Source organism: Streptomyces sp. NBC_01233 (assembly GCF_035989305.1).
Lineage (GTDB): Bacteria > Actinomycetota > Actinomycetes > Streptomycetales > Streptomycetaceae > Streptomyces.
The window spans coordinates 2,483,236-2,508,043 of record NZ_CP108514.1; the positions used below are offsets into that span (position 1 = coordinate 2,483,236).

Sequence of the window (24,808 nt, forward strand, 5' to 3'; positions counted from 1 at the left end):
CACGCCATGCAGAACGCCCGGATCTCACGGATCAGGACGATCGGCCCGCACGCCCGGACCTTCGCGCCGGCCCGCCTGCAGGCGAAGGTTTCGGCCTCGGTCCTCAGGACCATCCGTGCTGTCCGCACCCCCCGATACCCTGGTCAGCGCATCGGCTTGCCCGCATGCCCACCGACCACTGGACGAGGAGCAGAGTGAACACGACACCGCTGAGCCCGGAAGATCCGACCGAGCTGGGCGGCTTCCTCCTGGCCGGGCGGATCGGGCACGGCGGGATGGGTCAGGTGTACCTGGGCGAGTCCGCGGCGGGCGAGGCCGTCGCGGTGAAGGTGATCAAGCCTTCCGTGGTGGACTCGGAGACCCGGCAGAGGTTCGCCCAGGAGATCGAGGTCCAGATCAGCTCGTCGCCATCTACAAATCGCGGTACACGATCCTGGCCGACAGGGAGGCCGGAATATGGTTCGATTCCCACGGGCGTCGAATTGCGTGCGACCCTTATGCATACGGGCACGGCCAGACCAAGGAGACCTACCCGGCTCTCCTCGACCACCTGGACAACCCGGCCAGCGTTCCGCCGCCCGAGGGGTACACCGCCCCCTTCTACAAGGCCGATCGGGAGACCGAGATGCGAGGCGCGCACGCGCACTTCACCGCGCGGCTCGACGCGGAGATCGCCGCCGGCCGGTGGACCCCGCCCGCGAAGGCAGAGGCGTAGCCTGGCGCACATGACAATGTGGGTGGTCCCCAACCTCGGTTGGGGACCACCCGCGTTGTAGCGCCGGTCAGCTCGTCGCGAGCGCGACGAACCTCGTCCAGCTCTCCGCGCCCACGCTCAGCGCCGCTCCGACCTTGTTCTTCGAGTCGCGGACGTGCACCACCTCTGAGCCGCGAGCCACCTCCACGCATTCGCCGCCCGCACCACTGCTGTAACTGCTCTTGAACCAAGCCGAATCGGGCACGGCCTGCCCAGGCTGTTCGACGTTCATGCCTCTCCCAGCAACTTCTCGATGACGGCAAGCGATTCGCGCGGAGTCAGCGCCTGCGCACGGAGAAGACCGTACTGCTCCTCGATCTCCCGGACCGACTTCCGCTCCGTGTAGAGGCGGCCGTGCTTGTGCACCTCTACATACGCGATCCTCCGCCCTTCCTTCGTCTCGATCAACGTGAAGGGTCCGGCCAGTCCGGCATGTTCTTCACGGTTCGTGGGCATCACCTGAATCTCCACGTTCCGCCGTTGCCCGGCCAGCAGGACATGCTCCAGCTGCCCCCTCATCACACTGGTCCCACCCAGCGGGCGCCGCAGCACCGACTCCTCGATGACAAAGCTGATGGTGGACAAGGGCGCCCGAGAGAGGATCTCTTGTCGTGCCAAGCGGGCCACGACCCGTTGCGCGACCGTGTCTTCGTCCAGCAGAGGCCGCCACATGCTGAATACGGCCCGCGCGTACTCCTCGGTCTGCAACAGGCCCGGAACCGCCTGGTTGGCGTACACGTGGAGCTCAACCGCACCCGCCTCCAACCGAGCCGCATCACGGAAGAACGCCGGATACTGCGCCCGCGCGACCTCCTCCTTCAGCTCGACCAGCATCCCCCGCGCCCCCAGCACCTGATCCGCCTCGTCGATGAACTTCGGCAGCGGGATTCGCCGGCCCTGCTCGAACGAGGCGATGGTCGACGCCGAGTACCCGGTCTTCGAGCCGAGCTCGGCCCGCTCCAGGCCTGCCCATTCCCGGGACCGCTTCAGCTGTCGCCCGAAGACGAACAGGATCCCCGAGCCGGGCTCGGTCTCGCACTCCGCCTGCTGCTGATCGTCCACGCCCAGTACCTCCGTCGCGCCACACCGCGTACGACCGCGCCCCACCCGCGTACAACCCGTACCCGTAGGCGCGTCACTCCTGGTCAACGTTACTCACGCAACGCCACCGTAGGCGGCATGAAGTCGACAACTCCCCCGCATTCAGCAACGGCCCAGTCAACCGCCCTCACCCACGAGTTCGAGATGCGCTTCACTTCCACCCCACGCGGCGCACGGCTCGCCCGCCGTCTCGTTTCGCACCGCCTCCACGACTGGGGGTACCCGTACAACACCACCGTCAACGACACAGTCACCCTCATCGCCGCCGAGCTCACCGCGAACGCCGTGCGCCACGGCCACGTCCCCGGCCGGGACTTCCACCTCCGACTCACCAGCGATGCCGCCGCCCTCCGCATCGAGGTCACCGACACCCGCACCGAGCTCACGCCCATCCCCACCACCCCCGCCCCCGACGCAGAGGCCGGCCGCGGTCTGCTCCTCGTAGCCGCCCTCGCCACCCACTGGGGCACCACCCCACGCACCGGCGCACCCGGCAAGACCGTCTGGGCCCGACTCGACACGATCGTCCGCCCTTGATCCGGATAGGCTTCCGGCGTGGTCTACGCGATTGCCTTCCCGGCCGACGAATACGAAGCGATCGACTGGCAGTTGGAGTGCGACCAGTCGATGACGAAGACCCTCGGCATGCCCCAGAGAACCCGCGATCCATCACCTCGGATCACGCTGGTCTTCGCGCGCGGCGGGGAGTCTCCCGCCGCCGCGGACTACGAACTCCGCTGGCTCGGTGTCGCCCAGAACCCCAGGGGCGAGAAGGTCGCCCTGCGCGATGTCCGGATCAAGGTGGATCCGCTGCGCCGGAGCCCGGCTCGGATCAGGTTGGCCCAGCTGCGGTCGGTGCTCTCCAAAGACCACGCCGGGGCTCTCGCCACCGCGCTCACGGCCGAGGTGACCGCACTCCCCGACGAGCTCGGCGACAGTGTGATCACCGCATTACGCTCACTCCACCCCAGGCTCGCGTCGCTCCTCGACTTTCTGGAGACCATCGCCCAGCCTGATCTCCTCGACAGTGCACGCACAGAGGACCGTTCCTGGCAGGAGCAGTCCGACGCCACCCGCACGGGGCTCCAGATCGGCGGCTTCCCACCGTCCTTGCTCGCGGCCTGGCGTCGGCCGGCCGACCGCCACGCACCGTTCCTCGCCGGCATCGTCCGAGAGCCGACGGAACAGAGCCTGATCGAGCATGACGTGGCCCACTCACTGCCGGGCCCGCGGATCTTCGAGGTCTGGGAAGACCCTGACACCGGGGAGCTCGAATCCGACTTCCGCTGCGATATTCACGTGTTCGAGCACCGTGGACGCCGCATCGAAGTGGTCAACGTGAACGCGTCCGAGGTCGAGAACCGCACCGGCACCGACCTGATCTACTACCACGTCGCGACCCAGAGCCTCACCCTCGTTCAGTACAAACGTCTGCCGGCCCTCGAGCGCTGGGTGTACGCCAACAAGCAGCTCCTCGGCCAGCTCGACCGGCTCGAAGCCGTCGCGAACCTCAGCCGACAGCCGATCGCTGCCCATGAATGGCGCCTCAGCAACGACGCGTGCTTCCTCAAACTCGCGTACTGGCCGGAGGACCGCCGAGCAGACCCCAACGGCCCGGCGCCGGGCATGATCCTGCCCCTCTCCTACGTGCGGCTGCTCCTCCAGGACGACTGCACCCTCGGGCCGGGAGACGGCAGGCGCCTCGGCTACGGGTACGCCGACCGTCACCTGGTGCACACCCAGTTCATCGAGCTGGTCAAGCACGGGCTCACTGGGACGGTGGGCACCACCCGCGACGAGGTGATCGCCCTTGCCAAGCAACGGGCTCGCGAGGGCAACTCCGTCGCGATCGCCGCCGAGCTCGCATACGGGGAGCCCGGACAGGTCGTCCGCGAGCGCCAGCAGCGTGCCCGCTCCCGAGGGCCGGAGAAGAAGCCGAAGCCCAAGCGCCCGACCGTTCCATCGGGCCAGATGTCCTTCGACGACGGTGATGAGGACACGTCCTCCTACGAGTGGCCGTCGTAAGTGAACGAGCACGCGGTCCTTCCGCTGTTCACGGGCAGGAGCCGCACCTGTCCCGCCGGCACCTTCAACGGCTTGTCGGCCGCCGCATTCCACAACGCGACCGTCCCGTCCGCCTCTCCGAAGGAGAGGTAGGGGTGCTCGGGGCGGAGCGTTCCGCCCTGCGTGTTCAGCTCGGCGGCCGGAACCGTCGGTTCGACGCAGGTCCACTCCGGCTCGACCCCGAAGTACGACGGCGCCGGGCCTTTGCTCTCCGCTGCCGACTTCACCGCCGTGGCCGCGTTCCCCGCAGAATCCAACGCCAAGCCGGCGCAGATGGCGGCCACCGCGACCTGGGCCAGGACGTAGAGGGGTATGCCGAGCCGCTCGACCGGACTCACGATCGGCACGTGCAGGTGCTTCGCGATCCCCCACGCCGCCGGTACGCACAGAGCGACACTCAGCAGGCTCAGCAGCTTGGCCGCGGAGGTGGCCTGCCAGATGCCCGGCACGTCCAGGTCGTCCACCGTCAGGTCGAGCTCGTCGGCGTACATGGCATGCAGCACCGACCCTGACGTGACCGCGAACGAGACGACAGCCCCGAATGCCAACGGGGCGCCCCACGTGAGCCACTCACCCCAGCTCCACTGCCGGACCAGTAGCCACAGCCCGAGGACAGAGGCCGTTACGGCCAGCACCTGGAGGACCTGGACCGGGGTCAACGGCTTGCCGTCGGGCGCGGTCAGGCCCAGCCCTGAGGAGAGGAAAACGGCGGCGGCCACCACGGCTACGAAGAGGCTGTGCCACCGCCCTCCCTGCGCGAACACCCCGAACGCAACGCGCATGGCCCCGCCGAAGCAAGCCACGGCGGCCAGGGACCAGAACCAGGTGCGTGCCCCACTGTGATGGCGGGCGAACACCGCGCAGAGGACCATCACGACCAGCCAGCCGAAGAACCGGTACATCCGTCGGCGCATGTCCTCCTCCCTGCGCGGCACGATGTGGCTGCGCTCCCGCCCGTACAGCGCCCGTACGTCGGTGGCCGGCCCGGCCGCGGTCCCACCGGGCATCGGCATCCGTGACAGCCTCCGCGCCTCGGAGGCGGTGCCGGTCACGACGTGCCCGGTGTCGTGACGCCCGCGCCGCTCGGTGGACCGGGCCCGGGCGAGCGTCCAGCGTCGACGCAGCCGTTGCGCCACGGTCAAGGCCCCCGGATCCGGAGCGCGGGGTGGCCGGTGCCCGACCGTGTGGAGCCTCCACTCAGTCAGCTGCTCGCGGTCCTGGTCGACCAGGTCGCAGCGCCTGGCGTACATCTCAAGGCGGGCCCTGCGGGCGAGCCACTGCACCCGCCAGGCGGCGGCCCGCTCGGTACGCCGGTTGCGGGTCCCGAAGAGGCGCACCTCGACGGCGTACAACCGCGAAGCAGGATCCGCCCGTAGAACACCGGCCGACACGTCCTCCCCACGAGCGAACCAGCTGACGACCGGCCATCCCTGCTCCTCGAACTCCCGCTCCGCCTGGTCCCAGTCCCGCTGCTCACCCCTCACCTCGACCAGGACCAGCACCCTCTGGTCGTACCGCACCCGTCTCATCTGCCCACCCCGCCTCATCACACCGCACCGCACAGAAGTACGTGTCTCCCCAGGCCCGATATTCGCTACTCCACCGGAACCGTTTGCTGCAAACTTGAATGCTCCAGGTATCCGCCCCCGAGGAGCAGCCCCGTTGGCCAAGACCAGGAAGCGTCCCGGTCATGTACCGCGGCCCCGCCACCCGGTGGCCCCGCGCACCCCCGCAACCCGCTGGCGCGTGGGATATCTCTTCGTCCACGGGGTGGGCCATCAGAAGCCGGGCGACGCCCTCCAGTGGGGCAGGAACGTTATCGGAACACTCCAGGACGTTCACGGGGCACAGGCCGTCGCCTGGCGGGATCAACCGCTCTCGGAGACCCGTGCGGACCGGGAGACACGCCACGCCGAGGTCGTGCTCGACATCGGCGGAGCACGACGAACTGTGCTCTTCGCCGAGGCCTTGTGGTCCAGACGCTTCGCCGAACTGGGAAGGCCCTCCGCCTGGCGGACCCTCGTCTTCGTCCTGTCCGGTCTTCCGCTTCTCCTCTGGATCATCGGGCCGGACCATCGGGACCTTCGAGCGCTTGCACCTGCCCGCGGCCCTGCCCGCTGGTTCGCCCTCCATCCGGAGACGTACGCATTGGGCCGGCTCCTCTGGCGCCTTGCGACGCTGGCAGTACTGACCTTGGCCCTTGGATACGGTGTCGCACTCGCGCTCGCCGGATCGACTACCGCCCTCGTGGGGTCGGCGGTCGTGCTGGCCGGCCTGGCCTGGCTGGCCCGCTCTCGGATGAACCTCCTCTGGCACGTACGCGTCGCCGCTCTCGACGAGGAGCGTACGCAGGCCCTGCTGTCGCACCTCCACCGGAAGCTGCACTGGATGGAGGCGCAGTGCGACGAGGTGGTGGTGGTCGCGCACTCTCAGGGCGGGTACCTCATGCACCGCGTCCTGTCGCCCACCGCGAACCGGTCCCGTCCGAAGGTCCGGCGCTTCATCGGAGTCGGGTCCGGCCTCAAACCGATCGGCCTGCTCCGCTCGTTCGACCGCAGCGGCCTCACGACGCTCCTGTGGTCCGGCATCCTCGTGATGCCTGGATGGATCTGGGGTGTCTGGCCCTTGGTCGGGGAGCCGGTGGGCGGGTGTCTCCGGGCCCTGGTACGCGTGTGCTCTGCTGCGCTTCACACGTCTCTGGTGCCTGCCGCCGTCCTGTCCGATCCCGAAGGGTCCCGCCAGTGGTGGACGGCTGTCGCGCACGAATCTCTGCGGGCAGTAGCAGGCATCCCTGCTCCGCACCTGGACCTGGCCCACGGCGCCGCCGTCGCCGGATCGCTCAGTCTTGCCGTTCTCACCGGACGACTGATCCACGCGGCGCTCCTCGCCCGTCCGCCTTACTCCCTATCCCTCGACCACGACCGACGCCGCATCGAGTGGCGCGAGTACACCAGTCCCCACGACATGGTCGGGCGGATCCTGAGCCCCGGGGTGCCCGAGGATGTCGACCAGCCCTGGATCTCCGGCGCGGGGCATCCGCTCGGAGACCACGTCCTCTACTTTCACCCGACCGGCGTTCTGCCTCGGCGGCTGGCGGCGGATCTACTCGCGGATCTCGCTGTCGCCCAGGGAGACGAGTTCGCTCGGGCGGCGGACGAATGGAAGCGGGCTGCCGGAGGCTTCGACGCAGCCAAACGCCGGCAGGCCTCCCGCCGCCGCGCACTGCACGGCCTGATCCTGGGCACGGGTGCAGCCGCGGTCATCGCTCCCCTCGTGTTGGTGCAGGCATCAATCGTGCAGGCCCTCCTCCGCGCCTGGTTCCCGTTCGCCGTCTGGCTGCTGCTCCTGACCGTGCTCTTCACCGGGATCAGCCACCTCAACGCACGCCGCGCCGCACGCACCTTCACATCCCGCCTGACCGGAAAGCTGCAGCGCGCCGCCAAGGCTTGGCAGGTACGTATCGTCCCCACGGGAGCCCGAGCCGTTCCCGCGCTCGCCGCGGCGACCGGCGGCGTCATCGCCCTCTTCGGCTGTGCACGCTTCTCCCTGGCGTCCATCCGGCAGGGAGACGCAACCCTCTGGCCTGCCTGGCCCCTGCTGGTGTTCATCGCCGCCGGCCTGCTGCTCATCGCATGTGCCACAGCGGCCGGTTACCCCGTGCGCAAGCGGTGGTCGGTGCTGCTGGGGTTGATCCTGCTCCTCGCGGCATCCGGTCCCCCGGCCCCCCAGGCGTACGGACTCCCCTGGGAGCTACGCCCGGAGATGACGCTGGTCGGCTGTCTTGCCGTCTGCCTGCTGAGCACGCTCGCAGGCACCGCTTGGGCTCAGCTCAAAGCCGTCGATCTTGTGGAGCTCACCGACCGGCCGGATGCCGTCGGGCAGAATCGGACGGGCTGAGAGCCAGAACGGTCGGGCGAGGGAACGGGACGCGAGGACACATGTCGTTTGAGGACAGCGGTGCCAATCGAGCAGCAGGCGCGAAGGACCAGCTGTCGTTGTACGGACGCTACCTGGATGATCCGTCAGGTGAGGACAGCGGCGGCTTCCTCGTCGAGGTCGGCGCCGACGGGCGGAGCACGGACGTCGAGCTCGAGCTCCCCGATACGGAGCCCGAGAGCGAATCGGACCACATCAACGCTCCCTACGATCCGTCCAAGATCGAGATCCAGACCAGCAATCCCACGATCAACCTTCTGATGTCCCGGCTGATCAACGGCATGATCGACCTCGCCCCGGACTTTCAGAGGAAGGCCGGCATCTGGTCGGACGAGCAGCAGAGCCGACTGATCGAGTCCCTCCTGCTCCGCATTCCGATCCCGTCCTTCTACGCGGCGGAGCTCGACGACAGTTCCTGGGCTCAGGACAGCTCCTGGGCCATCGTCGACGGCATCCAGCGCCTGACGGCCATCGCCCGGTTCATCGCACCCGACGCCCTGGCACAGGTGGCGGGCATCGATGCGGGACCCCTGCCGCTACGCGGGCTGGAGTACCTGCGTGACGATTTCGAGGGCAAGGGTTACACCGATCTCTCCGGCCGCCTGCAGATCCGGCTCAACGAGACGCAGGTCGTCGTTCACGTCATCCGCCCGGGGACTCCGGAAGAGGTCAAGTTCAACATCTTCGCCAGGATCAACACCGGCGGACTGCCTCTCACCCGACAGGAGATCCGTCACGCTCTCGTTCCCGGGCCGGCCCGTGAACTGCTGTCCTCGCTGGCGGATTCGGCAGAGTTCCGGTCGGCGACCAGCAACGGCGTGTACAGCGAGCGCATGGCCGACCGGGAGATGGTCCTGCGCTTCCTCGCCTTCCTCATCTCACCGCCCGACACCTTCAGGGCGCAGGACTTCGACCAGTTCCTGGCGCTCACCATGCGCCAGATCAACCGTCTGCCGGCCGAAGAACGCCAAGCGCATGCCCATGACTTCAAGCGCGCCATGGTGACGGCTGAGCGGATCTTCGACGGCCACGCCTTCCGCAAGCTGTATCCGGGGCAGGTCCGTCGATCTCCGGTCAACAAGGCCATTTTTGAGTCAGTGTCGGTCAACCTCGCCCGCCTCCCGGACCAAGATCATTCGACGCTGGTAGCGTCACGCCAACAGGTGGTCGAGGGCTTCCAGCAGCTCATGGCCAACCGGGACTTCGAGCGTGCTGTGTCCGTCGGAACGGGTGACCGGGCCAAGGTGGTCACCCGGTTCGCCCAGGTCCGTGACCTCTTCCGTACCGTGCTGGAGAGCAACGGGGGCACTGCGCAGTGATCGAGCAACTGTCGCTGACCAACTTCAAGGCGTTCCGGTCCGCGGACATCAGGCTGGCCCCGGTCACTCTGCTCACCGGCCTCAATTCCTCGGGCAAGAGCACGGTCCTCCAGTCCTTGGCGTTGCTGCGCCAGTCCTACGACTCCGGCACGCTCATGCACACCGACGGAGACTCCAAGAGCCTCGGGGGTTTCCTCCTCGACGGCGAGCTGGTGGAACTGGGCACCGGGCAGGACCTCCTGCACGAGGACTTCATCCAGGTCGAGTCGGAACCCGACCCGCTGATCGCGGTCGGGTTCCGCGCCGAGGGACAGATCTTCGCGTGGTCCGCCCGGTACTCGCCGGAACAGGACGTACTTCCCCTCCGGCAGACGGTGCCGTCCGGAGAAGGGGATCGGGAACGATGGGGTGATCTGCCCCTGTTCTCCCGTCGATTCCAGTACCTGAAGGCCGATCGGATCGTCCCGGCCACCACCTACCCGAGATCCCATCACCAGGCGATCGGTCGCGGCTTCCTCGGCGCGCGCGGCGAGCACACCGCCAACTTCCTCAGGCACCATGCCGAGGATGTCGTCCCCGAGGGTCCGCTGCGCCATCCGAAGGCTGCCGGACACAGGATGCTGGATCAGGTGGTCGCCTGGATGCAGGAGCTCTGCCCCGGTGTGAACCTGGAGGCCGACGAGATCCCAGGAGTGGACTCGGTTCGCCTCAGCTACGGGTTCGGCGGAACGACCGGGCTGAACTCCACCCGCCGCCGGCGTCCCACGAATGTCGGCTTCGGTCTGACCTACGCGCTTCCCATCGTCGTGGCGTGCATGGCCGCGACCACCGGCAGCCTCATCCTCCTGGAGAATCCGGAGGCCCATCTGCACCCGCGTGGCCAGTCCCGTATGGCCATGCTCATCGCGACCGCGGCGGCCGCGGGGGCTCAGGTGATCGTCGAGACGCACAGCGACCATGTGCTGGACGGGACCCGGCTCGCGGTCAAGCAGGGACGGCTGGCGGCCTCGGACACCGCGATCCACTACTTCCGCGGCAACGGTGCCGGCGTACAGATCGTCACCCCCACCATCGCCGAGGACGGCTCGCTCTCGGAATGGCCCGAAGGATTCTTCGACGAGTCGGACCACACGCTGGACCAGCTGCTGGGCTGACCGCGCCGTCGTCGATCCGAGAGCCACGAGGGGGGAGTACTTCAGTGGTGCTCATGTTCTTGAACGAGAAGTCCTGTGTGTCCGACTGCACCCAGGCCGAGGCCGGCAAGGCCATGCGTGACTTCATCGATGTCTGCAGGGAGGTCTGGCGCGTCCACAACGGGGCGACGCTGGTGAGCGAGGTCAAGTTGGAAGACCTGGAGATCGCTCCTGGCTATTACCTCCAGCAATGGCGCAACGAGGCCGGCAACCGCGATGCCTGGCAGTTCATGCGCAGGGTCCTCCAGCGCAAGGCTCCACTGTCCGGGGTACTGCCCAAACCGCCGGAGGACCAGGAGAGCGAATACCGCCACGAAGGCGACCCGGTCCTCGGGCTGGCCGCAGCCCATCTGATGAACACACTGGCTGTCAGCCTCCCCACCTCTCCCGTCTGGGAGGCTCCGTGGCTCAAGGTCGACTACGAGCTGCTCGACGAGGATGAGCTGACCGCGTCGAGCGCAGACGTCCGCCATGCCTCCGAGAGCGGGCATGTGCAGGAGCACGAGCAGTGGATCCGCGACACGGCCGCCTCCGCCGCCGCCACCGGAGCACACTGTGGGAGGAGCGTGAAACCCTCTTTCCATGCCTCCAGTTCGTGCCGGGCGTGGAAGAGAACCTGCGCGAACTGCCTGGTGTGGCCGTGCCCAACGTGCGAGCCGAGCTGTTTCGCCTCAACGCCGCGGCGGAGGCCTGGACTCCCGGGGAGTCGGAGCCCGCGTGGGCAGTCAGGGTCGTTCCCGAAAGCGACACGCGCATCAACCAAGGGCTGTGCAACTTCACCGACCTCGACGGCAGCAAGCAGCTCTTCAGCCTCCACGTCCGGTACCAGCCGCACCAGGGCCGTATCCACCTCCGGCTGATCACGGACGAGGGCAAGATCCGAGTGGGATACATCGGCCGCAAACGGCTCACGGCCGGCGTGCCGCGCAACGCCCGATAGCCGAGCTGCTCACCGGAGCCGACGGGCCCGGACGGGGCCGCGATCCACCTCACTCTCCGGCCCGCCACCCTGCCTCGACACGGCATGGCTGACACCCCGGGCGTTCCCTGCCCGTGCGCTCCATCAGGTCCCCGGGGGCCGATGTCGGCGTTCACCGGGCCGTCCGGTCCTCCCGCAGTCTCCAGACCTCCGCGAGCACCTTCCAGGACAGCCCGATCGGGCAGTGGCCGGAATCAGCCGTCACCGACCGGTACGAGGAGGGATGTCGGGGGCTGCATATACCGTTGTCGCAGATCATCCACCTGGACGAATCGAAGGAGAACGTCGTGAGGCCCACGCTGGCCGCCGCGCAGCTGCGGGGCAGTCTCACCCAGTACCTCACGACGACGTACGCGCTGACGGACGAAGACACCCGACGTGCACTCGAACGGTTCCTGGAGCACCCGGAGACCGGCATGTTCCGGGGGCCGTACCTCCGGATCAGGACACCGTTCCACAAGGCCGAGGACGGCTGGCGCAAGCATCTGGAGTGGACTCCGGGATTCGTTCCGTACCGGCACCAGGCGAAGGCGTTCGAGCGGCTGAGCACCCTGCACGGTCCGGCGCTGCCCACGCTCATCACCACGGGCACGGGATCGGGCAAGACCGAGTCGTTCCTGATTCCGGCGCTCGACCACTGCCGCCGGGAGAAGGCCCGGGGACGGCGTGGGGTGAAGGCCGTTCTTCTCTATCCGATGAACGCGCTGGCCACCGACCAGGCGAGCCGCATCGGCGAGTATCTCGCCCAGCCGGAGCTCGCCCAGGTAACGGCCGGCCTGTACATCGGCGACCGCCCCGACACCGACTTCCGCCGGGTGATGACCCGGCGCGAGGAGATGCGTCAGTCGCCGCCCGACCTGCTCATCACCAACTACAAGATGCTGGACCTCCTGCTGCAGCGGAGCGAGGACCGGGCCTTGTGGGAGGACGCCCTCGTCCAGTACGTGGTGCTCGACGAGTTCCACACGTACGACGGGGCCCAGGGCACCGATGTGGCGATGCTGCTGCGCAGGCTGGCGATGACGACGGGCCAGAGCGAGCCGGGACGTCCGCTGGGTGGGATCTGCCCGGTGGCGACTTCGGCGACGCTCGGCGAACCCGGTCCTGCGGCCTCGTCCGGGGGGATCCTGGAGGTGGCCTCGCAGGTCTTCGGGATGCCGTTCCCCGCGGACGCACTGGTCGGTGAGGAACGGCTGCCGGCCGAGCAGTTCACCGGCCCGGTGAACTACGCCCTGCCGGAACCGCCCTCGCCCGAAGAGATCATCGCGTGCTCCGGCGGTTCCGACGTGGTGGCTCGGCCGGACAATCTGGATCTCAACGCTCTGGCAGCCAGGCTGCTGGGGCAGCACGGGCTGACGGCGTTCGAGATCGGCCGTCTGCTCAAGCAGCATGACTTCACCCAGGGTGTGCTCTCGCTTCTGGACGGCGAACCCCTGAGTGAATGGGAGCTCCGGGACCGCCTCGGCCGCTTCGGCTATGCCTGGGGGCGAGCCGCGCGTGAGAACCCACGGCTCGCCCTGTCGGCGCTCGCACGCTTCGTGGCCCTCCTGTCCGCCGCGCGTGATCCCGACTCGGACGAGCAGCGGCCCCGGCCCCTGCTCCATGTGGAGTCACATCTGTGGGTGCGTCCGGTGGGCCGGATCGTCCGCGGAGTGGGCCCCGGCAGGCCGGAATTCCACTGGTACGAGGATGACCGCGCGCGTCGAGCCGCCCTGGCGACCGCACCCCCGGACGGCACTGCCGAGGAAGCCGAACACGCATCGGGCAGCCGCCCTGCGTCCGGCTCCCTGCGCGCGCAGCCCGCGGTCGGTGCGGACACGACGATGCGCGAGGCCGCGATACGGCTGCCCGCCGCCTACTGCCGCAACTGCGGACGCTCCGGCTGGGCCGCGATCTCCCCCGAGGCCGACCCCCAGCAGCTGGTGATGGCCCACGACAAGATCTGGCGCGCCAGCGTCGGCCGTGACAAGCGTCGCATCAGATACTTCATCGCGGCCACCGAATCGGAGAGGGCGGAGGCCCTGGCCGCTCTGGACTCGGCTGCTCCGACCACCTCGGGTGGCAGCCCGATCCCCGCGCTGGTGCTCGACGGAGCCCAAGGTGTGTACCGGCTGCCCGTACCGGAGGATGCCGGCAGCCTGCAGGACGCCTGGTTCGTCTTCGCCGTCACCGACAAGAAGTCGGCGGACAAGGCAGCCCTCGACCAGCGCTGCCCCGTCTGCGGCGCCGACAACGCGATGCGCTTCCTCGGCACCCGACTTGCCGCCCTGGCCTCGGCGACCGTCACGCAGCTGTTCACGGGGGGAGAAGTCGCCCTCGTACCGGAGGAGCGCAAAACGCTCCTGTTCAACGACTCGACGCAGGATGCCGCGCACCGGGCGGGGTACGTGGCGAATCGCTCGTTCACCTTCTCCCTGCGTTCGCTCCTCACCCACAACCTCGAGGAGTCGGGGCAGCCGCTCGCCCTCAACGACCTCATCGCCAACGTGCTGGAGTCCGTGGACGATCCGGAGGCTCTCGCGGCGGTCGTGCCACCCGATCTGCACGACGAGCCCGGCGTGGACCGGCTGTTGTCCGGGCGCGGCAAGGGTGACGTGCGAACCTGGAAACTGATCGGGGAGCGGCTCGCCTTCTCCACCGTCATGGAGTTCGGGCTGCGCTCCCGCCAGGGGCGGACCCTGGAACTGACCCGCACGGCCGCTGCCGAAGTCGCGATCGAGAACCAGCACCGCATCACGATGCTCGCGCGCGACGTGCACCTGACCCTGCCCGGCCAACTGATCGTCGGGGAGGGACTGCCGACCGCGGAGCGTTACCTTGCCTTTGTCCGCGGACTGCTGGAGCGGGTCCGGCTGCGCGGTGGAGTCCGACACCGCTGGCTGGAGCCTTGGATGAAGGACTCGGGGGTGGCCCGGTTCAAGATCTGGGGCGGCCGGCCCGATGGGATGCCGGCCTTCCCCGATGGTGTGGCCGCCCCGCGCTTCCTGCTGGACAACCCGAAGGACAGGTCGGACTTCGACGCTGCCGCCGCCCGCTCCGGCTGGTACCAGGACTGGACCCAGCGCTGTCTCGGGCTCGATGCGGCCGGCGCCGCCGAGTACCTCCGCCGTCTGCTGCCCACTCTCGCCGAGGAAGGCCTGCTCGCGGTGCGCACGGCACAGGACCGGGCGACACGGGTGTACGGGCTGCAGCCGGGCCACATCCACGTGTGGCTCCTGGAGGACGACATCGTCAACAAGGCATTCGTGAGCTGTGAGCGCTGTGGCTGGCAGCAGGTCGTGCACCCCTCCCGCCGCACTCGCTGGTACGGCCACCCCTGCCCGCGCTACCGCTGCCAGGGCCGCATCACCGCACCCCAGCCGGGGATGTCGATGTCGGGATCCACCACTTTCGGCGGCACCCGGCCCCGTGACTACAAAGAGGACTACTACCGGCAGCTATACCGGACCGGCGGAGCCTTCCGGGTCGTCACCGCGGAGCACACGGGCATGCTCACCCGACCGCAGCGCGAGCGCGTGGAACGGTCGTTCCGTGACGGCACGCACTACACGGACCCCAATGTGCTGTCGTGCACCCCGACCCTGGAACTCGGCATCGACATCGGCGACTTGTCCGCCGTCCTGTTGGGCTCCCTGCCCAAGGGACCCGCCAACTACGTACAACGTGCAGGCCGGGCCGGCCGCAAGACCGGTAATGCCCTCGTCGTCGCCTTCGGCGGCCGGCGTCCACGCGACCTGTACTACCTCGACGATCCCCGCGAGATGATCGCCGGGGACATCGTCCCGCCCGGTTGCTACCTCTCCGCAGTCGAGATCCTGCGCCGTCAGTACACCGCGCACCTGCTCGACCTCGCGGCGCGCGGCCAACTGTCCACGGGTGACGGAGAGCGGCTGCAGCCCGCCCCGCGCCTGGTGTCCGCGCTGTTCGGCAGTTCGGGCTGGTGCCAGGACCTCACGGACGCCGCGCTCACGCACGGCGCCTCGCTCGTCGAAGCCTTCCTCGGCCTGTTTCCTTCTCTCCCGGGCATCGAAGGAACAGGCATCACCCCGCACGCCGCCGACACACTGCGGACGTATGCCACCAGCGGGATCGCCCGCGCGCTACAGGAGGCCGAAGAGGACTGGACGGGCCGGGGCGAGGAGCTGCGGCGCCGCATCCACTCCATCGACGAGGCGATGGGCCTGCTGGTCCGCAGCGACCCGGAACAGGACAGGGAATGGCGGGAGCTGCGCGCCGAGCGGTACGCGACCGGCAATCTGCTGCGCGACCTGAACCAGACGAGCGCCCATGGCGCACTCGTCGAACTCGGTCTGCTGCCCAACTACAGCCTCGCCGACACCACCACACAGCTGGAAGCCACCCTCTACTGGACCGAGGAGCCCGAGAGCGAGGGCGCGAAGAAGATCTACCGGAGCGAGGTGCGGGACTACGAGCGCTCACGCAAGCTCGCTCTGTCCGAGCTGGCACCCGGCAACAGCTTCTACGTCAACGGCTACAAGCACGTGGTGCGGGCACTGGACATCGGCAGTCCCGAACGGCGCGCCTGGTCGGTGTGGCGGATGTGCCCGGCATGCGGTTACGTGCGCACCGAGAATGCGCAGACCGACGCTTCTCCATGCCCGCGGTGCGGCGGACGGGAGATCGCCGATGCGGGCTGTGTGCAGCGGGTCCTGGCACCCAAGCGGGTTCTTGCCCGCGACAAGCGTGACGACGCCCGGGTCCGGGACGACAAGGACGAGCGGGAGAGCAAGCGCTACGCGATGCTCACCACCGTCGATATCGACCCCGTGCACCTCGCTCCCGACTCATGGCGCCACGACAGCGCGGTGTTCGGTGTGGACTTCTCCCGGCAGGCGGTGGTCCGGACCCTGAACCTGGGGCTTGACCGCCAAGACGGAAGCAGCACCGCCCCGCTCGCCGGCGCCGACGTGCGGATCAACCCGTTCTACGTGTGCGAAAGCTGTGGCGGTGCCACCAGCGAAGGCCGTCCCGTCATCGACCGGCCCCAGGACGCGCTGACCGAATCTCTCGCGGCAGCGACCAAGGCAAGCTCTCACCACCTGCTGTGGTGCCCGCGCCGCAAGGTTCGCTCCACGGCGGCCGAAGGGCAGGGCAAGGGCAGCGACGTCCCCCTGCTCCTCGCGCACGAGCTGGTGACCGAGGCCGTCCGGATCCTGCTGCCGGCTTCCGTCGCCCGTGCCAAGGAACGGCTTGCTTCCTTCACCGCGGCCATGTTCGCCGGCATCGCCGCACGGTACGGAGGCGACCCGGACCACATCGACATCGCTGCAGCCTCCATGCCGGACGGCAGCGACTCCGACTGGCCCCGGCAGTTCCTCGTCGTCTATGACCGCCTGCCCGGCGGAACCGGCTACCTTCACCGCCTCGCCACCGCCGAGGGCTTCCGTGAGGTGCTGCTGAAGGCCCGGGAGGTGATCGAGACCTGTACCTGCATCGAGAAGGGCCTCGACGGATGCCACCGCTGTCTGCTGCGCCGAGTGCCGGCCGGTGACTACGACAAGGTCAGCCGCAACGAGGTCCGCCAGATGCTGGACGAGCTGCTCGGAGACGACGGCGAGGCCTGGTCGACCTCACCCGTGGCCGCGACGCACCACATCTCGTTGGAGCGTCAGGCGGAGAGCGACCTCGAGGTCATGTTCATCGACACGCTGGGCGCATGGGCCCAGCAGCCCTCGTCCCAGGCCAGTGCTGACGCGTACACGACGACGGCTGGGACGTACTCGCTGGACCTGAGGCTGACCGGAGCCGACGGAGCCACCATCAGCTGGCGGGTCTCCCAGCAACGGGTCCTGGAAGGGACCCGCCCCGATGTGCTCTTCGAACGGACCGACGCTCCCGGTCAGCGGATCGCTCTCTACCTCGACGGGTACGAGTACCACGCAAGCCCGAAGCACATCGACCGAGCGGCTGCCGACGCCGCGAAGCGCACCCGGTTGCGCTCGGACGGGCTCCGCGTTTTCCAGCTCACGTACTTCGATGTGAAGGAGTGGCGCACCCGGGTGCACGACACTGGCTATGCCGGTACCGGCCCGCAGGACCCCGTCTGGATCCCCTACGGAGAGAGCGGCCAGAAGAGGGCACGCGAGTACTACGCCGGTGTGCGCCGCAGACTGCCCGGTGAGCTCGCCGCAACGGTCTGGATCAATCCGGCGGACCTGCTGCTCGCCTACCTCCGTGCACCTGACGCGGATCTCTGGCAGTGGCGTGCAGAGGCCGCCGTCGCCGGGCTGACCGGTGCCGGCGCCCGGCTGGCACCGATCGACCCGCAGGTCGTAGGGGAGCAGATCACGGCAGTCCTCCGCGGCGCCGCACCACAGGGACCGAAGGGAGCCGTCCAGCTGCTCACCGCCCTGGACGGCTCGGGCTGCTCGGTGACGGCGGCCGCCGACGGGCGCCATAGGCCCCCCGTCTGGACTGCGCTGACCGTACTGGACGACAGCGCGCAGGCGCTGTCGGACGAATCCGCGCACAAGCGTCGTTGGCAGGCATGGCTGTACTGGAGCAACGTGCTGCAATTCCTTGAGCACGGAGGTGGTGACAGCACCCAACTGACGACGAGCATGCTGGATGGCTTCAGCCCCGACAGCCTCGCCGTCACGGGTGGCGCCGGCTGGCTGGCGTCGAGCCGCGTCGACCGGGTGGTCCCGGATGCGGTGGCCGCGACGACCGCACCCGTCGAACCGTCTGAAGCGCCTGTACCGCCTGTGCCGCCTGTGCCGTCAGGCACTGAAAAGGCCCTGGTGACGGCAGACTCGGAATGGGACCAGGTCATGGAGTTCCTCGATCCTGACGAACCGGGCCTGGCACGGCTGGCCACGGACCTGGCGGCGCTGTCGGTCCCTGCCCCGCACGCCGGCCACGAGCTCGACGAGCACGGCTGGATGGCCGAACTGGCCTGGCCTGCTGCCCGGATCGCAGTGGTCACCGCTCCCCGCCCGGTGGGCGAAGAGCGGGACTACGAAGCCGAGGACCGGGACAGGGCCTTCGCCGGGGCGGGCTGGTGGGTCACCACTGCCGCTGACTGCACCGCCGCGGACATCGCAGACCGTCTGGCCGCCGCCCACGACAACGGCACATACCGCACCCACGGAGAGCGACAGTGATGACGACCAGAGGCGTGACCCTGCGCCTGCTCGACAAGGCGGACAAAGAGATCCTCAAGCTGCCCCGTGCGGTGAAGGGTGCGATCTACGACTTCCAGCACAAGTTCAAGGAGAATCCGCAGGCGCGAGGCCTCCGGCTGAAGCAGCTCGAAGGGCACGACAGGCTCTGGTCGGCCCGGATCACCGACGAATACCGGGCCCTGCTGCTCCACTTGGCCGACAGCGACTGGCTCATCGTCTCGGTCAAGCACCGCAAAGAGGTGTACGAGAAGCTCGACCGCCTCTCGTACGGCATCAACCAGGTCACCGGCGGCATCGAGTACGTCGACCTCCAGGTGGTCGAGGAGAGCGTGCTGCGCCGCGCGGTACCTCGTCCGACCCGGGCATCTGAACCCGTACCTGAACCAGCACCTGAACAGCTCGCTGCCGGACTCGCCCCTTCGGTAGCGCTGTTCGATGCGTTCTCCGACGGACAGCTCACCGACCTCGGCGTTGCCGCGCCTCTGGTGCCCGTCGTCCGCACCCTCACCACCGAGGACCAGTTGCTCGGCCTCGCCGAGTACACTCCACAGCTGACCTCCGAGGTGCTGCTCGCACTGCACGACGGCAAGTCCTACGAAGAGGTTCTGGACCAGGTCACCGCCCCCGTCACCGCGCCGGAGCCGGTCGACCCCGAGGACTTCCGAGCGGCGGCCGAGCGACCCGCGACCATGGTCACGACCACCGACGAGGCGCTTCGTGAGGCCCTGGAGGGTGGCGACTTCAGCCGTTGGAAGGTGTTCCTCCACCCGACGCAGGCACGGTTGGTGGAACGCGAATACTCCGGTCCTGCCAGGGTCGGCGGCGGGCCGGGCACCGGCAAGACGATCGTCGCGCTCCACCGGGTGAAGCACCTCGTCGCGCAGCTTCCGCCGGGCCGGACCAAGCCGGTGCTCCTTACCACGTACAACAAGAACCTCGCTGCCGATCTGAGGTCCCGCCTCCTCGAACTCGGCGGTGAAGCGCTGCTGTCACGTGTGGAGATCAGCCACGTGGACCAGCTGGCGCTGCGCGTCGTACGCGAGGCGGAGCCGGGAAGCAGCAAGCAGACCCTGGACGAGAGCCAGACCTTGCGCGAGTGGCGCGCGATGCTCGACGAGTTGAACGAGACGGGCTGGGATGCACAGTTCCTGCACGACGAATGGTCGCAGGTCATCCTGGGGCAGGCCGTCGTCTCAAGGACAGAGTACTTCCGTGCACGCAGAGCCGGACGTGGGAAGAACATCGGCCGCCCGGAGCGCGCTGCGATCTGGCAGCTCGCCGAGCGCTTCACCCAACGGCTCGACCGCCTCGGACGGCAGACATGGGAGCAGGTCGCGGAACGTGCGGCGCGTCTGGAGATGGAACGGGCACAGCGGATCCAGGCCATCGAACAGCAGCGCGAGGAGGCTGGCGGCCTGGACAACGTCCATCTTCAGGCCGGCTCGGCCGGCTGGCTCCGACACCGGTACAGGCACATCGTCGTCGACGAGGCCCAGGACCTGCGCGCCGCGCACTGGAAGCTGCTCCGCGCCATGGTCCCGCGCACGAGCAACGACATCTTCCTCGTCGGCGACACGCACCAGCGCATCTACAACAACCCGGTGACGCTCGGCAGCCTCGGCATCAACATCCGTGGACGCTCCTCGAAGCTGACCCTCAGCTACCGCACAACTCGGCAGATCCTTGGCTCCGCACTCGGGGTGCTGAGCGGAGAGACCTTCGACGACCTGGACGGAAGCAGCGAAGACCTCGACGGCTACCGCTCGGTCCTCACTGGCGGTCTGCCCCGGCTGCACGGCTGTGAGGACTGGGAAAGCGAGCGCGCCGCGATCGCCGATCTCATTTCCGACTGGTCCGATGTCCCCCTCGTACAGATCGCGATCTGTGTCCCGACCAACGACATGGCGCGCGAGGTCGGGCTCGCTCTGGGCGAGCGAGGCATCAGGGCGGTGGAGATCGGGCCCGAGGGGCCGCGCGGCGACGACGGCGTACACATCGGCACGATGTACCGGTTCAAGGGTCTCGAGTACCAGCGGATGATCATCGCTGGTGTTCGGGACGGACTGGTCCCCCGGGAGGCCGTGACGCACCTTCGCACCACCGATGCCGTCCGCTACCGCCGTGAACTGCAGCGGGCGCGCTCGTTGCTCTTCGTGGCGGCGACCCGGTCGAGGGACAGCCTCGCCATCTTCTGGCACGGTCGGCCGAGTCCGTTCCTGGAGCCGCTCATGAGTCTGCGCGCCGGGTGAGAGCGCTGACCGGGTCCGGGGAGGGGTGGCCCACGGGCCACCAGTCCTGGTCGCCGTGGCGGTCCTCGTAGCAGTACCAGAGGCCGTCGCGGCCGAGGCGGAGCTGGCGGGTGTGGATCGTCAGGCGGTTGCGGTCGGGGCGGAAGGTGCCCTGGCCTGCGGCGAGGAGCGCCGGGCGGGCCCGGTCGAAGGGACCGGCCGGCGGGTCCCAGGGCTCTTCGAGGGCGTCGAGGGCCGGGCGGCCGCCCTGGCGCCAGGCCGCTGCGGCCCGGGCGAGGTCGGTGGTGCTGCGGCCGGTGGCCCGGGCCAGGTCCCGGTAGAGGGTGCGGGCCGCGCCCGTCAGTCCGGCCGTGGGGTGCGCGGAGGCCAGCCGGACGGCGTCCTGCCACAGGGTGAGCCCGGCGATCGGGTCCTCTCCGGTGGTGAGCAGGGCGAGGGCGCGGGCGGCCGCGTCGGAGGCGAGCTGGTCCAGTGCCAGCGGGTCCGGCGCCGCCGGGTCGGCCGGGCAGGCGGGCGGCAGGCCCACCGCGGCCGGCACGGGAAGCGGCGCGGGCAGCAGCGGCAGACCGGTCCGGGCGAGCGCCGCCCGGGCCGGAACGCCGGGGAAGCCGGGCGCCGCATCGGGCTGTTCGCGCGCGGCATGGGCGGCATTGCGGCGGGTGAGCTCGTCGAGGAGCTCCCGCTCCCCCCGGCCGCGCAGGAGCAGCAGGACGAAGGGGTCCTCGTCCAGGAGCCGGGCCGCCCGGTAGCAGAGGGCCGCCGCGTGCTTGCACGGCGGACGCCCGAAGTCCGGGCAGGAGCAGTGCGGGACGAGCTCGCCCGCGCCGGGCAGGATGCTCTCCGCGAGCGACTGAGGGACCTCCCGCTCCAGCAGGGCGGCGAGCGCCGCGGGGTCGGCCGCGACGGCCTCCAGCAGTTCGCTCCACTCCCGGTCCGCGAAGGCGGGCAGGGTCAGCTCGGTGCGGTACGGGCGGGGCCGGCTGCCCCGGACGTACGCCACGATCCGGCCGGGGGTGACGGTCACCGCGTCGACGTGCCCCTCCGCGGCGTACGCACGGCCGCGGGCCAGGCGAGCCGTGTCGTGGGAGACCTCCTCCAGTGCCGTCACCCAGGCCCGGCCCCACCAGCTCACCGCCGCGGCCCCGGCGGGCACGGTCTCGAAGGTGCGGCGGCGGTCGTCCCGCGCGGTGATCACGAGGGCCTCCGCAGGGAGACGAGGTCGGCCAGCTCGCGGTCGGTCAGCTCGGTCAGCGCCGACTCGCCCGAGCCGAGGACCGCGTCGGCCAGGGCCCGCTTCGCCTCCAGCATCTCGGCGATCCGGTCCTCCACGGTGCCTTCGGCGATGATCCGGTGGACCTGTACGGGCTGGGTCTGGCCGATCCTGTAGGCACGGTCGGTGGCCTGTTCCTCGACGGCCGGGTTCCACCAGCGGTCGAAGTGGATGACATGACCGGCCCGGGTGAGGTTCAGACCCGTGCCCGCCGCCTTCAGGGACAGCAGGAAGACGGGGACCTCGCCCGCCTGGAAACGGTCGACGAGCTCCTCCCGGCGCGGCACCGGAGTCCCCCCGTGCAGCAGTTGGTGGGAGATCCCCCGGGCCGACAAGTGCCGTTCGATCAGGCGGGCCATCGTCACGTACTGGGTGAAGACCAGCACCGCGCCGCCCTCGGCCAGGATCGTGTCCAGCAGCTCGTCCAGCAGGGCGAGCTTCCCCGAGCGGTGCCCGATCCTGGGCTGCTCCTCCTTGAGGTACTGCGCCGGGTGGTTGCAGATCTGCTTGAGCGAGGCCAGCAGCTTCATGATCATGCCGCGTCGTTCCATGCCCTCGCTCGACTCGATCACGGCCATCGCCTCGTCCACCGCCGCCTGGTAGAGCGAGGCCTGCTCCCGGGTGAGGGAGACCGGATGGTCCGTCTCCGTCTTCGGCGGCAGCTCGGGCGCGATGCCGGGGTCGGACTTCTTGCGGCGCAGCAGGAACGGCCGGACGAGCGCCGACAGCCGGGCGACCGCCGCCTCGTTGCCGCCGTCCTCCTCCGTCTGGTGCTCCACCGGGCGGGCGTGACGGGCCCTGAAGGCGGTGAGCGGTCCCAGCAGCCCCGGCGTGGTCCAGTCGAGCAGCGCCCACAGCTCGGAGAGGTTGTTCTCCACGGGGGTACCGGTCAGCGCCACCCGGGCCGGGGCCGGCACCGTGCGCAGCGCCTTCGCGGTCGCCGAATGCGGGTTCTTGACGTGCTGCGCCTCATCGGCGACGACCATGCCCCAGCTCTGTTCGGCGAGCAGGGCGGCGCTGGCGCGCATCGTCCCGTACGTGGTGAGGACGAACCCGCCCGCGCAGGACGTCAGGTCCTCGGTACTGCGGCTGCCGCCGTGGAAGCGGCGCACGGGCGTGCCGGGGGCGAACTTCTCGATCTCCCGCTGCCAGTTGCCCAGGAGGGACGCGGGGCACACCACGAGCGTCGGCTCGGGCCGGTCCCGGTGCAGGTGCAGTGCGATCAGGGTGACGGTCTTGCCCAGGCCCATGTCGTCGGCGAGGCAGCCGCCGAGACCGAGCGAGGTCATCAGGTCCAGCCAGGCCAGGCCGCGGGCCTGGTAGTCGCGGAGGGTGGCCTTGAGGGCGGCGGGCTGCGGCAGCGGGGCCTGCTCGCGCGTCAGGCGGTCCCGCAGGGCGGCCAGTGCCCCCACCGGCACGGCCTCGACCGTCGCGCCGTCGATCTCGGCCGTCCCCGACAGTACGGTGGCCAGCGCGTCGACCGGGTCCAGTACGCCCAGCTCCCGCTTGCGCGCCTTGCGCACCAGCTCCGGATCGACCCGCACCCACCGGTCGCGCAGCCGGACCACCGGCCGGTGCGCCTGGGCCAGCGCGTCCATCTCCCCCGGGGTGAGCCGGTCGCCGCCCAGCGCCAGCTCCCAGGAGAAGGCGAAGAGGTGCTCGGCGTCGAAGAAGGCGGTCCCGTCGGTTGCCGAACCGGGCGCGGTGGACCGTACGACGGCGGTCGCCGACAGCGTACGGGCCAGCTCGCGCGGCCAGTGGACCAGGACGCCGGCAGCCGCCAGCCGGCTCGCGGCCACCCCCAGCAGGTCCTCGAGCTCCGGGTCGGACAGGGCGAGGGAATCGGGCACGGGCTGGTCCAGCAGCCGCAGCAGGGGCGGCCAGACCCGCGCGGCCCGGCGCAGCGCGAGCACGGCGTCGATCCGGGCGCGGGGACCGAACCCGGCCGCCGCCGTGCCCGCCCACAGCTGCCCGGCATCGGTGACCAGGGTCGGATCGGCGAGGCTGTGCACCTGGACGACGGCGGCCCCGGCGCGCCGGACGTCCTCGCCCTCGGCCTCGTCGAAGAGGCGGAAGGAGGACAGGTCGAGCCTGAGCGAGATGCCGACGCCTGTGTCGGAGCCGGCCGCGACCTGCGCGGCCCAGTCCTGTATCCCCGGCACCTGCTGCGCCTCCCGCGCGGCGAACGGCCGCCCGGCGGCCACGGCCGCGGCCGGGGTGCGGGGCAGGCTGTCGGCGACGGCGTCGAGGAACGCGCGGACCAGTGCTTCCGGTTCGGGCAGCTGGAGCGGACGGCGACCGGGCAGGGGGGTCGCGTACCCCTCGTACGGCAGGGCTGCGGCGACCGCGCGGAGGTGATCGATGTCGGCGGCGTCGAGCGGCCCGGCGCGCCAGGCGTCCACCCCCTCGGGGGTGAGTCCGGGGAGCAGCCGGCCGCGGGCGGCCAGGGTGAGCGCCTGCGTGGCGGCGGTCCCCCAGGCGCGGGTGGCGGGATGCGCGGCGGGGCTGTGGGGCGCCCGCGCGAGCAGGGGCAGGGCGGAGGCGACCGAGAAGGTCACGGCGGGCACGGTCCGGCTGCGGACGCCGTCGCCGTGCGGGCGCACGACGGTGAGCGGCGTCGGCATACCCGCCTCGGGCAGGGCGTCCCCCTCGGGCGCCCAGAAGGCGACCCGTCCCTGGCGGGGGACGGCTGCGGGCAGGAAGACGGCGGCGTGGCGCAGCAGCGCGGATGCCTGCGCGGATGCCTGCGCGGATGCCTGCGGCTGCGGCTGCGGCTGCGGCTGCGGTGTCACGGTGCC

14 protein-coding genes are annotated in these 24,808 nt (G+C 69.8%); 8 read left to right on the top strand and 6 right to left on the bottom strand.

The annotated features are described in order from the left end of the window. Positions 1-782 precede the first annotated feature (782 nt). Positions 783-986 (bottom strand): DUF397 domain-containing protein, encoded by a 204-nt coding sequence (locus OG332_RS11570; protein ID WP_327413371.1) that lies wholly within the window; start codon positions 984-986, stop codon positions 783-785. Continuing rightward, the gene (locus tag OG332_RS11575; protein ID WP_327413372.1) at positions 983-1,816 is read right to left on the bottom strand and encodes a helix-turn-helix domain-containing protein; all 834 of its coding nucleotides are present in this window, start codon (positions 1,814-1,816) and stop codon (positions 983-985) included. The genes OG332_RS11570 and OG332_RS11575 overlap by 4 nt, the downstream gene beginning before the upstream one ends. A gap of 117 nt (positions 1,817-1,933) precedes the next feature. Here OG332_RS11575 and OG332_RS11580 point away from each other — a divergent pair, with 117 nt between their 5' ends. Further along, positions 1,934-2,392: an ATP-binding protein gene (locus OG332_RS11580; RefSeq protein ID WP_327413373.1), complete on the top strand. Its 459-nt coding sequence runs from the start codon at positions 1,934-1,936 to the stop codon at positions 2,390-2,392. 18 nt (positions 2,393-2,410) lie between these two features. Then, positions 2,411-3,880 carry a hypothetical protein gene (locus OG332_RS11585; protein WP_327413374.1) on the top strand — a complete coding sequence of 490 codons (1,470 nt, stop codon included), beginning with the start codon at positions 2,411-2,413 and terminating at the stop codon, positions 3,878-3,880. On the opposite strand, the gene OG332_RS11590 is transcribed toward OG332_RS11585, so the two are convergent. Further along, positions 3,862-5,448, bottom strand: coding sequence for an NnrS multi-domain protein (locus OG332_RS11590; RefSeq protein ID WP_327413375.1), 1,587 nt, complete (start codon positions 5,446-5,448; stop codon positions 3,862-3,864). The two genes, OG332_RS11585 and OG332_RS11590, sit on opposite strands and share 19 nt — an antisense overlap. 133 nt (positions 5,449-5,581) lie before the next feature. Between OG332_RS11590 and OG332_RS11595 the strand changes: the two genes are divergently transcribed. From OG332_RS11595 to OG332_RS11605, 3 genes are read left to right on the top strand one after another with little or no spacing between them, the layout of a single operon-like run. Beyond that, complete coding sequence (locus tag OG332_RS11595; protein WP_327413376.1) at positions 5,582-7,816, top strand: hypothetical protein; 2,235 nt, start codon at positions 5,582-5,584, stop codon at positions 7,814-7,816. Positions 7,817-7,857: 41 nt separating this feature from the next. Then, the gene (locus OG332_RS11600; RefSeq protein WP_327413377.1) at positions 7,858-9,174 is read left to right on the top strand and encodes a DUF262 domain-containing protein; all 1,317 of its coding nucleotides are present in this window, start codon (positions 7,858-7,860) and stop codon (positions 9,172-9,174) included. Next, positions 9,171-10,328: an AAA family ATPase gene (locus OG332_RS11605; protein ID WP_327413378.1), complete on the top strand. Its 1,158-nt coding sequence runs from the start codon at positions 9,171-9,173 to the stop codon at positions 10,326-10,328. Before OG332_RS11600 ends, OG332_RS11605 begins: the two co-directional genes overlap by 4 nt. Before the next feature lie 41 nt (positions 10,329-10,369). On the opposite strand, the gene OG332_RS11610 is transcribed toward OG332_RS11605, so the two are convergent. Beyond that, the gene (locus tag OG332_RS11610; RefSeq protein ID WP_327413379.1) at positions 10,370-10,870 is read right to left on the bottom strand and encodes a hypothetical protein; all 501 of its coding nucleotides are present in this window, start codon (positions 10,868-10,870) and stop codon (positions 10,370-10,372) included. 5 nt (positions 10,871-10,875) lie between these two features. On the opposite strand from OG332_RS11610, the gene OG332_RS11615 reads away from it, so the two are divergent. From OG332_RS11615 to OG332_RS11625, 3 genes are all read left to right on the top strand, one after another. Then, entirely contained in the window at positions 10,876-11,307 is a 432-nt protein-coding gene (locus OG332_RS11615; protein ID WP_327413380.1) for a hypothetical protein, read from the top strand. A 326-nt stretch (positions 11,308-11,633) separates the two neighbouring features. Continuing rightward, a complete protein-coding gene (locus OG332_RS11620; protein ID WP_442816344.1) occupies positions 11,634-18,470 on the top strand; it encodes a DEAD/DEAH box helicase in 6,837 nt (2,278 codons plus the stop codon). Next, complete coding sequence (locus OG332_RS11625; RefSeq protein WP_327413382.1) at positions 18,470-20,740, top strand: UvrD-helicase domain-containing protein; 2,271 nt, start codon at positions 18,470-18,472, stop codon at positions 20,738-20,740. Before OG332_RS11620 ends, OG332_RS11625 begins: the two co-directional genes overlap by 1 nt. Here the strand turns inward: OG332_RS11625 and OG332_RS11630 are convergent. Together OG332_RS11630 and OG332_RS11635 are read right to left on the bottom strand one after the other, a co-directional pair. Then, positions 20,718-21,935 carry an SWIM zinc finger family protein gene (locus OG332_RS11630; protein WP_327413383.1) on the bottom strand — a complete coding sequence of 406 codons (1,218 nt, stop codon included), beginning with the start codon at positions 21,933-21,935 and terminating at the stop codon, positions 20,718-20,720. The genes OG332_RS11625 and OG332_RS11630 overlap by 23 nt on opposite strands. Further along, positions 21,932-24,733 (bottom strand): DEAD/DEAH box helicase, encoded by a 2,802-nt coding sequence (locus OG332_RS11635; protein ID WP_327419184.1) that lies wholly within the window; start codon positions 24,731-24,733, stop codon positions 21,932-21,934. Before OG332_RS11635 ends, OG332_RS11630 begins: the two co-directional genes overlap by 4 nt. Positions 24,734-24,808 lie beyond the last annotated feature (75 nt).

What these genes read in the sequence shown, in the direction of transcription:
- OG332_RS11570 (WP_327413371.1), bottom strand. Translation starts at nt 986, where the DNA reads ATGAACGTCGAACAGCCTGGGCAGGCCGTGCCCGATTCGGCTTGGTTC.
- OG332_RS11580 (WP_327413373.1), top strand. Translation starts at nt 1,934, where the DNA reads ATGAAGTCGACAACTCCCCCGCATTCAGCAACGGCCCAGTCAACCGCC.
- OG332_RS11590 (WP_327413375.1), bottom strand. Translation starts at nt 5,448, where the DNA reads ATGAGACGGGTGCGGTACGACCAGAGGGTGCTGGTCCTGGTCGAGGTG.
- OG332_RS11600 (WP_327413377.1), top strand. Translation starts at nt 7,858, where the DNA reads ATGTCGTTTGAGGACAGCGGTGCCAATCGAGCAGCAGGCGCGAAGGAC.
- OG332_RS11625 (WP_327413382.1), top strand. Translation starts at nt 18,470, where the DNA reads ATGACGACCAGAGGCGTGACCCTGCGCCTGCTCGACAAGGCGGACAAA.